The 13034-nt window shown below is 57.9% G+C and carries 10 protein-coding genes and 1 riboswitch; of the genes, 5 read left to right on the forward strand and 5 right to left on the reverse strand.

Features of this window, described 5'->3' with window-relative positions; all coding sequences use genetic code 11:
* Positions 1-100: 100 nt before the first annotated feature.
* Positions 101-2416 carry an NADP-dependent malic enzyme gene (locus CFBP5473_RS08555; RefSeq protein ID WP_027673093.1) on the forward strand — a complete coding sequence of 772 codons (2316 nt, stop codon included), beginning with the start codon at positions 101-103 and terminating at the stop codon, positions 2414-2416.
* Between the two features lie 181 nt (positions 2417-2597).
* Positions 2598-3722 (forward strand): DUF2865 domain-containing protein, encoded by a 1125-nt coding sequence (locus CFBP5473_RS08560; protein ID WP_027673092.1) that lies wholly within the window; start codon positions 2598-2600, stop codon positions 3720-3722.
* A gap of 1 nt (position 3723) precedes the next feature.
* Here CFBP5473_RS08560 and bluB read toward each other — a convergent pair whose 3' ends face one another.
* The 3 genes from bluB to CFBP5473_RS08575 all read right to left on the reverse strand — a co-directional run bounded on the left by bluB (position 3724) and on the right by CFBP5473_RS08575 (position 7273).
* The gene (gene bluB, locus CFBP5473_RS08565) at positions 3724-4404 is read right to left on the reverse strand and encodes a 5,6-dimethylbenzimidazole synthase (protein WP_027673091.1); all 681 of its coding nucleotides are present in this window, start codon (positions 4402-4404) and stop codon (positions 3724-3726) included.
* 110 nt (positions 4405-4514) lie between these two features.
* Positions 4515-4694: riboswitch (cobalamin riboswitch) on the reverse strand.
* Positions 4695-4726: 32 nt separating this feature from the next.
* Positions 4727-5557, reverse strand: coding sequence for a TolB family protein (locus CFBP5473_RS08570; RefSeq protein ID WP_027673090.1), 831 nt, complete (start codon positions 5555-5557; stop codon positions 4727-4729).
* 36 nt (positions 5558-5593) lie between these two features.
* The gene (locus CFBP5473_RS08575) at positions 5594-7273 is read right to left on the reverse strand and encodes an NAD+ synthase (RefSeq protein WP_027673089.1); all 1680 of its coding nucleotides are present in this window, start codon (positions 7271-7273) and stop codon (positions 5594-5596) included.
* Positions 7274-7557: 284 nt separating this feature from the next.
* Between CFBP5473_RS08575 and CFBP5473_RS08580 the strand changes: the two genes are divergently transcribed.
* The 3 genes from CFBP5473_RS08580 to sthA all read left to right on the forward strand — a co-directional run bounded on the left by CFBP5473_RS08580 (position 7558) and on the right by sthA (position 11733).
* On the forward strand, positions 7558-9453 hold the full coding sequence (locus tag CFBP5473_RS08580) for an LTA synthase family protein (RefSeq protein WP_051441120.1): 1896 nt from the start codon (positions 7558-7560) through the stop codon (positions 9451-9453).
* Positions 9454-9534: 81 nt separating this feature from the next.
* On the forward strand, positions 9535-10056 hold the full coding sequence (locus CFBP5473_RS08585; RefSeq protein ID WP_027673087.1) for a DUF1003 domain-containing protein: 522 nt from the start codon (positions 9535-9537) through the stop codon (positions 10054-10056).
* 258 nt (positions 10057-10314) lie between these two features.
* Complete coding sequence (sthA, locus tag CFBP5473_RS08590; RefSeq protein ID WP_027673086.1) at positions 10315-11733, forward strand: Si-specific NAD(P)(+) transhydrogenase; 1419 nt, start codon at positions 10315-10317, stop codon at positions 11731-11733.
* 6 nt (positions 11734-11739) lie between these two features.
* Here sthA and CFBP5473_RS08595 read toward each other — a convergent pair whose 3' ends face one another.
* A complete protein-coding gene (locus tag CFBP5473_RS08595; protein ID WP_027673085.1) occupies positions 11740-12393 on the reverse strand; it encodes a hypothetical protein in 654 nt (217 codons plus the stop codon).
* 101 nt (positions 12394-12494) lie between these two features.
* Complete coding sequence (locus tag CFBP5473_RS25035) at positions 12495-12659, reverse strand: hypothetical protein (protein WP_157835776.1); 165 nt, start codon at positions 12657-12659, stop codon at positions 12495-12497.
* Positions 12660-13034 lie beyond the last annotated feature (375 nt).

Raw genomic sequence — 13034 nt, forward strand, 5'->3', positions numbered from 1 at the left:
TACCGCTTTTGCATGGCGAGAGCGAAATAAACGGCTGTACGCCTTGGCCGTTTGTTGTATGCAAAGGCCTCGAAGAAACTTGAAATAAAGCGGTGATAAGATGAGTTCTCAGGACAAGGGCAATCCACAAAACAAAAACGCCAATGCGGATCTGGAAGAACAGGCGCTTTTCTATCACCGCTATCCGCGCCCCGGTAAGCTCGAAATCCAGGCCTCCAAGCCGCTCGGAAACCAGCGCGATCTGGCGCTTGCCTATTCACCCGGCGTCGCAGCTCCTTGCCTCGCGATCCACGAAAACCCGGAGACAGCCGCCGAATATACGGCGCGCGCCAACCTCGTCGCGGTCATTTCTAACGGTACCGCCGTTCTCGGTCTCGGCAATATCGGCCCACTCGCTTCCAAGCCGGTAATGGAAGGCAAGGCCGTTCTCTTCAAGAAATTCGCCGGTATCGATGTCTTTGACATCGAAATCGACGCCCCCGGCATCAATGATATGGTGTCCACCATTTCCGCGCTCGAACCAACCTTCGGCGGCATCAACCTTGAAGATATCAAGGCGCCCGAATGTTTCGAGGTGGAGCGCCAGCTACGCGAAAAGATGAACATTCCGGTGTTCCATGACGATCAGCACGGCACAGCCATCATCGTTGCCGCTGCCGTTACCAACGCGCTGGAGCTTGCCGGAAAATCGCTTTCCAGCGTCAAGATCGTTACCTCCGGTGCCGGTGCAGCTGCCCTCGCCTGCCTTAACTTGCTGGTGGAAATGGGCGCAAAGCGCGAGAACATCTGGGTCCATGATATTGAAGGCCTCGTCTATGATGGCCGCAATACGCTGATGGACGAGTGGAAGGAAATCTACGCGCAGAAGACGGACAAGCGCACGCTTGCCGAATCCATCGATGGCGCAGATGTTTTCCTTGGCCTGTCCGCCGCTGGCGTTCTGAAGCCTGAGCTTCTGGCGCAGATGGCCGAAAAGCCGCTCATTCTGGCGCTTGCCAACCCAACGCCTGAGATCATGCCGGAAGTGGCCCGCGCCGCCCGCCCGGATGCGATGATCTGCACCGGTCGTTCGGACTTCCCGAACCAGGTGAACAACGTTCTCTGCTTCCCTTATATCTTCCGCGGTGCGCTGGATTGCGGCGCAACCAGCATCAACGAAGAAATGAAGATGGCTGCCGTTCAGGCGATTGCGGAACTGGCGCGCGAAGAAGTGTCCGAAGTCGCGGCCAGAGCCTATAGCGGCGATACCCCGGTCTTCGGCCCGAATTACCTCATCCCCTCGCCCTTCGATCCGCGCCTCATTCTGCGCATCGCGCCAGCCGTTGCCCGTGCTGCTGCGGCAAGCGGTGTGGCCGCGCGTCCGATCACGGATTTCGATGCCTATCTCGACCAGCTGAACCGCTTCGTCTGGCGCTCCGGCTTCATCATGAAGCCGATCTTCAACATGGCGAAGACGGCTGAAAAGAAGCGGATCATCTTTGCAGAAGGCGAAGACGAGCGCGTGCTGCGCGCAGCACAGGTTCTGCTGGAAGAAGGCACCGGCATCCCGATCCTCATCGGTCGTCCGCAGATCATCGAAACGCGCCTGAAGCGCTTCGGCCTGCGCATTCGCCCGCATACGGATTTTGCCGTGGTGAACCCGGAAGACGATCCGCGTTACCGTGAATATGTGGACGATTACTTCGCGCTGGTTGGCCGTGCCGGTATCAACCCGGAAGCCGCCCGTACAATCGTTCGTACCAACACCACCGTCATCGGTGCGCTTTCCGTCAAGCGCGGAGAAGCGGATGCGCTGATCTGCGGTCTGGAAGGACGTTTCGACCGCCACCTGCGCGATGTAAACCAGATCATCGGCAAGCGCGAAGGCTCGCAGTCGTTTGCGGGCCTCAGCCTGCTCATCACGCAGCGCGGCGCGCTGTTCCTGACCGATACATTCGTCAATTACGAGCCGACCTCGGAAGAAGTTGCCGAAATGGCGATCCTTGCTGCCAAGGAAATCAAGCGCTTCGGCATCACGCCGAAGATTGCGCTGGCCAGCCATTCGAATTTCGGCTCGCGCGATTCCGAAAGCGCTCGCAAGATGCGCCGGGCGCTTCAAATCGTGCGTAATGCCGCGCCGGAACTCGAAATCGATGGTGAAATGCAGGGTGGTTCTGCGCTGTCGGAAATTCTGCGCAAGCGCGCCATGCCGAACAGCGCGCTGTCTGGTGAAGCCAACCTTCTGGTCTTCCCGAACCTCGATGCGGCCAATATCTCGCTCGGCGTCGTTCGCACCATGACGGAAGGTCTGCATGTCGGCCCGATCCTGCTCGGTACGGCTCTGCCCGCGCACATCCTGTCGCCCACCGTCACCTCGCGTGGCGTGGTCAACATGGCGGCGCTGGCCGTGGTGCAGGCGTCCCAGCCTTCCGAATAAGCCCATCGCCGTGTTCGGCGCTTGCGTAATTTCGGATTAACGCAATTTTGAACTGGCTGTTGCCGCAATGCGGCACGGCCCTATGCTATCCTGAACTTATAAACGCCATTCGCGTTTGTGATTAATGTTCACTCAGAGGATAGAGCCGCATGTGGCAGGCTTGCAGAAACGGATCGGACCATTGACCCCGCGCCGCAGCCTAATGATCGGTTCGATAATCGCTGTTCTTCTGGCTGCGCCGATTTCCGCGCAGGCCAACAATATTTGCGATTCCCTCCGGGCCGAGCTTCGCCAGCCCAGCACCGTCATCGGCAACACGGCGCAGGTTCGCCAGTTCGCCAGTGCGCTTACGCAGCAGAATATCATCGTGCGCCGGATCAAGAACGATCTTCGCCGCTATGGCTGCTCCTCAGGCAGTATCGTCGTTTACGGCAATCCCAATGCGCAGCTCTGCGGCGAAATCGGTGATGCACTGGCGCAGGCCGAGGCAGAGCGTGACATGATCGCCGAAGACCGTGACCGGATGCTGGCCATGCAGCGCAACAACCAGTCGGACGATCACCGGGAAAGGATCATGGCGGCGCTGGATGCCGAAGGCTGCTTCGATGAAGGCTCCCCGGATTATGCATCCGCCGATCCTTATCGAAACCCGGAAACGCGCGGCTACACCGACCCATTCAACGACCCGAGACCAGAAGAACGGGGCGATTATTCACCGACACCGGATATGCCGATGCAGGGCGGTTTGAGAACGCTGTGCGTGCGAACCTGCGACGGCGCTTTCTTCCCGATTTCTTCCAATGCCACACCGCTGGATTTCCGCGCGCAGGCAGCGCAATGCGCGCGCATGTGTCCGGGTACCGAAACGGAACTCTTCTACCACGCCATGGAGGGACAGGAGAGTTCGGACATGGTTTCGGCAAAAACCGGCAAGCCCTACACGTCCATGCCGACGGCTTTCGCCTATCGCAATGGCTCTGCCACCAACCGGTCCTCCTCATGCAGCTGCAACATGGCCGCTTACCATGATGAAATGAAGACGCAGGAACAGCAGGCCAGCGCACCGCAATCCACGCCCTATTCCGGCATCACGCAAATTCCATCACCGCAAGGTGACAAGGCTTCCAAGCCGCCGGAAACGAAGACGGAAGCCAAGGCGGAGCCGGTGCCTGACCGGGAATACGACCCGAAGAGCAGCCACGTCCGCGTTGTCGGGCCGCAATTCCTGCCTGAAGAGACCAGCCGGATCGATCTTAAGAATCCGGCTTTGAAAGGCACGCAGCCGCAGCAGGATCAGGCGCAGTAATCTAGCGACACCCTGTTTCGCCCCAGCGACCATTGAAAAGCAGCTCGTCCAGCGGCAGACGCTGTCGCCAGCCTTTTACCGCCAGCTCCGGCTCGGCATAAAGCTGCTCGACGCGCCCGATGCAAAGCCATGCAACGATTTCGATGTGCTGCGGAATGCCGAGTATTCTGCGAATATCCGCATCGTGAAAAATGCTGACCCAGCCCACGCCGATGCCCTCCGCCCGCGCGGCGAGCCAAAGATTTTGCACGGCACAGACGGTGGAATAAACATCCATGCGCGGATTATGGGTTCGCCCCAGCACCACGTCACCACCGCGCGTGGGATCACAGGTCACGCAAATCGACAGCGGCGCCTTGCGAATGCCTTCCAGCTTCAGGCTTCGATAAAGCGCCTGTTTTTCATCGGAAAACATGGCGCTGGCCTCGTCATTGGCACGAGAGAAGGCACGCCAGACCTCCTCTTTCGTTGCCGCATCGCTGACCAGTGTGAAATTCCACGGCTGCATGAAGCCAACCGAGGGTGCTGCGTGCGCAGCTTCGAGCAGCCTGCGAACCAACACATCCGGCAAAGGATCGGGCAAAAACTGGTCCCTTACATCGCGTCGCGTCTCGATGGCGTGGTAAACCGCAGCCTTGTCGTCATCGGAAAATTCACAAACCGGCACCAGCTTGTGCCGCATAGCATCAGACCGCATCGTCAATCCCCAACAATGCCGAGAAAGCTCCTTGCCATGCCTCGTAAGAGCACCAGGCAAACAGCATTTCTCAAAACCTTCCGCCGTCCACGCGGGTCGGTCTATCTCGTCAGGCCGGTCTTCTGACTTGGCTTCATCTGCCCGCTGCCGCCTTCCCGAAAACTCAGTGGCTCATGGCAACAGGCATCCGCCTCACAGCGTTGGGCACGTCGCGGTCTCTCACCGCATTCCCGATTCTCCCGCTAGAAGCAGGCACCTGACGGGGAAGCTATGGGGAAATTTACGCAATGGCGCAAGCGCCGCTGCATCATTCGGCAGGGAAATACCGGACATAAGCAAACTCATCACCATACGGTGACCAGTTGGGAGAATTCATCGTGCCCTGCCCGCCGAACAGATCGAACAGCGTTTCAACATTGCTCCCATCCGGGTCCATCAACCGCACACGCACATCGAGATCGCGAGGGTGATCGAAAACGTCGCTGTCATAGGAAATGAAGACCACCTTGTCTCCTTTCGGAGACGGATGAGGAAACCAGTCACCATACGCACTGTCGGTGATCCGCTCTACGTCGGAGCCGTCCGGCCTGACCCGCCAAATCTGCATCTGCCCCGTGCGGCTGGAATTGAAATAGATCCACGCGCCATCCGGCGAATAATCCGGCCCGTCATTCCGGCCTTCGCCATGCGTGAGCAGCGTCTCGGTGCCGGTCTCGACATCCATGGCGTAGATATCGAAAACCTGATCGCGGATACCGCAATAGGCAAAGCTTTTGCCATCCGGCGCCCAGCCATGCCAATAGGATGGCAGGTTTTTCGTCATCAATCGTGGAGCGCCGCCGGACGACGGCAGAAGATAAATCGCGCTTTTGCCGAACTCAACCTTATCCGAAATCGCATAGAGCGAACCATCCGGCGAAATACCGTGATCATTGTTGCACTCGGTCGCAAAGCCGGTATCGACTTTCTCGGCTTTCGTGTCTCCATCCAGCGACAGCCGATAAAGCAGGCCACCGCTGTTCAACAACAGATATCGCCCATCCGGCGACCAATTGGGCGCTTCGAACAGTGCACTCGTTTGCCAAACGACCCGGTTCTGGCGCGTGCGGATGTCATAGATCTCGATGGAACTGCGCATTCTTCCTCCCTGCACACGCCAGTCGAATACCCGCGATCACCTGTCGCGGAAGCGATTGGTGATCGGGTAGCGCCGGTCGCGACCGAAATTCTTCTTGGTGATCTTCACGCCCGGCGCGGACTGGCGGCGCTTGTATTCCGCAAGATAAAGCAGATGCTCGATACGGTGGACCGTCGCGACATCGTGGCCGCGGGCAACGATCTCATCCACCGACATTTCCTGCTCCACGAGGCATTCCAGAATATCGTCCAGCACCGGATAAGGCGGTAGCGAATCCTGGTCGGTCTGGTTCGGACGCAGTTCTGCCGAAGGTGCCTTGGAGAGGATGTTTTCGGGAATGACCTCACCGGAAGGTCCCAAAGTATCCGGCGGCACATGCGCGTTGCGCCATCTGGAAATGGCGTAGACCTGCATCTTGTAGAGGTCTTTGATCGGATTGAAGCCGCCATTCATGTCGCCATAAAGCGTGGCGTAACCTACCGACATCTCGGACTTGTTGCCGGTCGTAACCACCATGGAGCCGAACTTGTTGGAAACGGCCATGAGGATCGTGCCGCGCGCGCGGCTCTGAAGATTTTCCTCGGTGATGCCTTCTTCCGTCCCCTCGAACAGATCGGCCAGCGCTGACATGAAACCGTCCACGGGTTCGGCAATCGGCACGATATCGTAGCGGCAACCCAGCGCCTTGGCGCAATCTGCCGCGTCTTTCAGCGATTCCTCCGAAGTATAGCGATACGGCAGCATGATGCAGCGCACACGCTCCTCGCCCAGCGCATCCACCGCAATCGCAGCGCAGATGGCCGAATCGATACCGCCGGAAAGACCGAGCACAACGCTCTTGAAGCCGTTTTTGTTGACGTAATCGCGGAAACCCAGAACGCAGGCGCGATAATCGGCCTCTTCCCCTTCCGGTATGTGCGAAACCGGGCCTTGCGCGCAGTGCCATCCGCGCTCTGTGCGTTTCCAGTCGGTCACGGCCAGCGTCGGTTCGAACTGGCTCATCTGGAAAGCCAATGTCTTGTCCGCATTGAAGCCGAAGCTTGCGCCATCGAAGACGAGCTCATCCTGCCCGCCAAGCTGGTTTGCGAAAATCAGTGGCAGTCCGCTTTCGATCACCTGACGCAGAGCTACCTGATGGCGAACATCGACCTTGCCGCGATAGTAGGGCGAACCATTCGGCACCAGCAGCATTTCGGCACCGGCTTCGGCAAGCGTCTCGCACACGCCGAGATCGTTCCAGATTTCTTCGCAGATCGGAATACCGATGCGAACACCCCTGAAATTATAGGGGCCTGAGATGGAGCCTTCGCTGAAAACACGCTTCTCATCGAACTCGCCGTAATTTGGCAGATCCACCTTATCGCGCAGCGCGATGATCTTGCCGCCATCCAGCAAAGCCACCGAGTTGTGACGCCCCACCTCTCCCTGTCGCGGGAACCCGATGATTACGCCCGGCCCGCCATCCACCGTGTCGGCGGCCAGATCCTCGACCGCTTTCAGGCAGGATTTGAGGAAAGCGGGTTTCAGAACCAGATCTTCCGGCGGGTAGCCGGAGATGAAAAGTTCGGTCAGAAGAAGCAGATCGGCACCCTGAGATGCCGCGTCCGCTCTCGCCTCTCGCGCCTTGGCAAGGTTGCCTGCAACATCGCCAACGGTTGGGTTGAATTGCCCAATGGCAATCCGCAAGATCTGGGGAATGGTGTCTGCTGTGCTCATGCCTTCCTCATTATAGCGCCGCGCCACGCTGCGCAACGCGCAGGACAAAAACTGTTCTGAAACAACGTCTAGTCAAGAAAATTTCGAACAAGCCAATGGCGATTATGCCGCTCACGCGATGGTTATCGTGAAGGCTTGTGAATTTTGCCTAGTTCATGTCGCGTTCACCGCGCTTATGTGACAGTTAGATGACACATTCATGACAGGCGATTCACCGCCCGTTCCCAGACTGCCGGAGTAATACAGTGACGAATTCGGTGCCCAAAACAACGGTTGCCGAAAGGATGAAGCTCGTCCTTTCAAAACCGTGGACATGGTCCCCCAACCAGCTTGCGAATGATCTTTATCCCTTCGTCAACCTCACTCTGGCCGCCATACTGCTCATCGTCTGCATGGAATGGATTGCGCGCGGCACGCTGCATGATGTCGGCGCTTTCCTGACCTCGCCCACCCGTCCGGGCCTGACGACCATCGCCGCCCTCGTGCTGGGGCTGATGGCGCTCGATGCGCTCTTCGGGCGTTATTATCAGTCGCTTCTGCTTGCCGTTCCGCTGTTGATAATGCCTGCATTCATCTCCAGCCAGAAGCAGCTTTATCTGTCGGATCCGCTTTATCCGTCCGATCTGCTGTTCGGCCGCCAGATCATCCAGCTGCTTCCGGCCATGTTGAAGGCGCAGCCCTTCACGGCCCTGCTGCTTTCGCTGGTTCTCGTTGCGGCAACTGTTGGCGCTGTTTGGCTGTGGCGTTTCTGCCGCCAGCATGCGCCGATCATGTCCACGGGCTCGCGCGTGTGGCGGGTGGCGCTGGCGGTTCCGCTGCTGGCGGGTCTCGGTTCGCTGATGGAATATTCGCATTATTCCTGGGTCAGGGACCGGCTGAACATCATTCCGATGATGTGGGATCAGAAGGAAAATTATCGCCACAACGGCTTCATCATGGCCTTTGCCTTCAACATTCCGATGGCAAACGTAAGCGCGCCGGAAGGTTACGGCGAGAACGCCATCACGGACATCTCATCCGATGGATCGGCCTATGCCGTGAACCACAGCAAACTGCCGGATGTGATCATGATCATGAGCGAGTCGCTGTGGGATCCAACGCGCCTCAAGACTGTCTCCCTGTCGCGTGATCCGATGCCTACGATCCGCAGCAAGCAGTCCGGCCACGTTTTTTCGCCGGAGTTCGGCGGCATGACGGCCAATGTGGAATTCGAAGCGCTAACCGGTTTCAGCAATGCTTTCCTGCCCTATGGCAGCATCCCCTATCAGCAATATATCCGCAGACCGGTACCTTCCTTGGCCACATTCTTTCGTGGCGAAGGTTACTCCGCCATTGCCATGCATCCGTTTCAGGAGTGGTTCTGGAATCGCAAGGAAGTCTATAAGCATTTCGGCTTCGAGGAATTCCGCTCGGAAGAAAACATGCCGCCCATGGAAAAGCGCGGCACCTTCGCCTCGGATGCGTCGCTGACCAACGAAATCATCCAGACGGTGGATGCAGCGGAAAAGCCGCAGTTCCTCTTTGCCGTCACCCTGCAGGGACACGGACCCTATGAGCCGAACCGCTACACAGAAAACAGCATCTCAGTCCGCGGCGACCTTTCCGATCATGCCCGCGATGCGCTGGCAACTTACGCGCAAGGCGTGACCGAGGCGGATGAGAGTTTCGCCCGCCTGATCGACTGGGCAAAGAACCGCGAGCGGGAAACCGTGATCGTTCTCTTTGGCGATCACCTGCCGCCGCTTGGGGCAACCTATGTCGAAAGCGGCTATATGCCGGGCATGGTCGCAACGCGCCGCGCGCCGCTGACGACGATGAAGCAGGAGCATGAAACGCCGCTCGTCGTCTGGTCGTCCAGAACGGGGTTGCAGAACCGAATCGGCACCATCAGCCCTGCGCTTCTGCCCTACCATGTGCTGAAAACCGCAGGCTTCGATGACCCCTTCTATACGGGCGTGCTCGGCAACGTGCAGAAATCCTTCTCCGTCATAGACCGCCATATGCTGATGGAACGCGATGGCTCCGCCGTGCCGGACTGGTCCATCTCTCCTGCGGCTTTGCCGACAACGCTTTCGGAGTATCGCCAACTGCAATTCGACATGATGTTCGGTAGCCAGTTCGGCAAGGAACGCTTCTTCCCCGGCTTCAGCTGGCTGCATGAGGGCGAACCATCCAGTTGAAGAAATGCGATACCGCCGAATTCATTTGAACTTGGCGGTATCGTGCGCTTATCTCCGCTTATGCGACGCCGGAGATAAGTCATGTCTGCCATTCCCGATTACATCGTGTCCCACTTCAAGCGCTCATCCAGAGACATTGGCGAAATCGAAAAGAAAATTCTGCACGTCGCCCATCAGAGGCAGTTGATCTCCACGGATACCAATGCCGCATTTTCCAAACATGCCAGCGTAGGCGAGAGGCTGGCGGATAGCATCGCCCGCATCGGTGGCTCCTGGGGCTTCATCATCGGATTCATGCTCTTCCTGCTGGTCTGGGCCGTCATCAATACCATCGTTCTGACGACGAATGCCTTCGACCCCTACCCATTCGTCTTCCTCAACCTCATCCTCTCCATGCTCGCCGCCATCCAGGCGCCCATCATCATGATGTCCCAGAACCGTCAGGCCGCGCGTGACAGGTTCGAAGCGGAGAAAGATTATGAGGTCAATCTGAAGTCGGAACTGGAAGTTTTATCGCTGCACGAAAAGATAGACGTCAAGGTTCTGGCCGAACTTGCTGCTTTGCGACAGGAGATAGCCAGGCTTCATCACCGGTCTGAATAGAAAAGCGATGCACGCCGCAAATAAGCGGTAGTCATTTTGCGGCTTTTCCTGTGCTGGTTACGAATCCGTCAGAATTCTTCGCTACAGATTGACGCAGGCATTTGTTGCATTGCACTCTAGGTCGCTGTCGCGATGGATGGTGCGAATGCGGGAATCAATTCCGCATCACGAGGGCATCACGCTTTTCGTAGCAAAGGCAGCCAACCAGACCATTTGTGGTTCGGTGCACAATTGCAATTCAGTTCAGAGGCTTTTTCCATGAACCAGTATGATCTCATCGTTGTCGGCAGTGGCCCCGCAGGCAGACGCGCCGCAATTCAGGCTGCAAAGCTGGACAAGACGGTTCTGGTTATTGAAAAAGGCAGTCGTGTCGGCGGCGTCTCGGTTCACACCGGCACCATCCCGTCCAAGACCATGCGCGAAACCGCGCTCAATCTTTCCGGCTGGCGCGAGCGCGGCTTTTATGGTCGCTCCTACCGGGTAAAGCAGGAAATCAGCGCGGAAGACCTGCGCCGCCGTTTGCTGATCACCCTCAACCACGAAGTGGAAGTGCTGGAGCATCAGTTCGCCCGCAACCGCGTGCAACACATTCGCGGCAAGGCCAGCTTCATTACGCCGGATACGCTATCCATTACCAAGGATGACGGGGAAATCATTCATGTTGTCGGCAAGAGCATTCTGCTTGCCGTCGGCACGCGCCCCTTCCGCCCGGACTACATGCCTTTCGATGGCAAGACGGTGATCGATAGCGACGAGTTGCTCGAAATCCAGAAGCTGCCGCGCTCCATGGTCGTCATCGGCGCAGGCGTCATCGGCATAGAATATGCGACGATCTTCAGCGCGCTGGATACAGCCGTCACGCTCATCGACCCCAAGCCGACAATGCTGGACTTCATCGACAAGGAAATCGTCGAAGACTTCACCTACCAGCTGCGCGACCGCAACATGAAGCTTCTGCTTGGCCAGAAGGCGGAGAAAGTCGAGCGCACGCCAGAGGGCAAGGTGTCCATCACGCTCGACAATGGCCGCACCATCGTAACCGAAATGGTGATGTTTGCCGCTGGCCGCATGGGCGCGACGGATACACTGAATCTTGCCGCAGCGGGCTTGGAAGCAGACAGCCGTGGTCGCCTCTCCGTAAATCCTGAAACCTTCGAGACATCGGTTCCGGGCATTTTCGCAGCAGGTGATGTCATTGGTTTTCCAAGCCTTGCCTCTACCTCCATGGAACAGGGGCGTATCGCGGCGCGTGTCGCCGTTGGCGCAATCGGCATGGAGCCGCAGAAATATTTTCCTTACGGCATCTATGCCGTCCCGGAAATTTCCACCTGCGGCCTAACAGAAGAGGAAATGAAGGAACGCGGCATTCCCTATGAATGCGGCATCGCGCGTTTCCGCGAAACATCGCGCGGCCATATCATGGGCCTCGACAGCGGTCTGCTGAAGCTGATCTTCTCGCTGAAAACGCGCCGCCTGCTGGGCGTCCACATTGTCGGCGAAGGTGCGACGGAACTGGTGCATATCGGTCAGGCGGTGCTGAACCTGAAGGGCACGGTGGAGTATTTCGTTGAAAATACCTTCAACTACCCCACGCTCGCCGAGGCTTACAAGATTGCTGGCCTCGACGCCTGGAACCGCATGGGCGACATCAAGAGCAGACAGGAAGCGGCTGAATGAGCCGCTTTACCATCTGATATTATATCTGGCGTTGACCGACGGCCGGAAGCGATCTTCATAGCCCTGATTGAAGCTGCCCGTCACGGTCAGGTTCTCGCCAAGTTTCTGCTCGAGGGCCACGCTTGAGCTGAACTCGTCGAATGTATCACGGCTGGCACCCGTTAGAATAAACGCCGTGCTGGTCGCGGACCGCGTCAACCGCAGGGACTGCGAAACATCTAGCCCGCTCCACTGCTGCGCCGTGCCATCATAGCGCAGCGTCATATTGCGGTTCGCCTCGATATCGAAATCAGGCGTTGCGATGCGTTTCTGCGATGTCGTCATCGTCCAAGCGCTGGAACCGGTAATCGCGTTCATCAGCACGCCGATATCACCCGCGATCTTGACGCCCGGCAGATTGGTGGAGAGCAACGTCATGTTGCCCCACAGCTTGACCGGCGTATCCACCAGCGCCCCGCCTTCGGAAGCGTTCATCCCCATCTCAAGCCCCGCCCGCAGCGGCGTCTCAATCGGCAGCTTCGCACCGATCCTCGCAGAATAGGAACGGTCGGAATTCTTCGCCGGAGCCCAGATCAGCCCCCGCTCCTGCGCCTTCACCTGAACCGGCAAAAACAGAATGAGGACGGCGGCAACAAGCGCACCGAGAGTTCTAATAAGCATGTCATTTCCTCAAGCTTTAAGAGGAGAGCCGCCCTTGGGAGAAACAGCAAGCCTCGTCTTGGCTTGGGCGATCCTGAAATTCGGAGATCACCCGGAATCATTTACCTGCCAGCGCCTGCACGCCAGCCTTCCCGCTGCTCGCCCATAGGCAACAGCGAACCGACAGGCGCAACCGCATCACCAGACACGCCTGAAAAAGAGATGAAACTGAGGGCATAAAGCCGGGCCACCAGAGGCGACACATTGCCCACGATGCGCAAAGGCATCGGGCAAATCACTGACCAAAGGGTGCCAGATGAACGGGAGATGAACAAGAGCAGATGCAGCAAAATGTCATTGTGCACTGCATTGTGATCGGGAGGCAACAGGTAGGGAAAGCCCAGACCTGATCTCGTGATGCAGGAGTTGCCCTATCGCTTTCCGACTTAGATGTCTGCACGACTGCCAGAATCACAGGCCCAGGAGAGGCGGCGCCGAAACCTTCATGTCTGCGTGATGCCACCACTGTTTTGCTCAAGTTGAGAGGGTGGTTTTGGCCGAAAGCGGTTTCTCCGCTCGTCACCCTGCCCTCAAGCCGGGGTCCAGCCGACGCGCGTCTGCGTGTCAAAAGAGCCTTCCAGACCAAGAACTTGGTCTGACTG

The organism is Agrobacterium larrymoorei (assembly GCF_005145045.1).
GTDB lineage: Bacteria > Pseudomonadota > Alphaproteobacteria > Rhizobiales > Rhizobiaceae > Agrobacterium > Agrobacterium larrymoorei.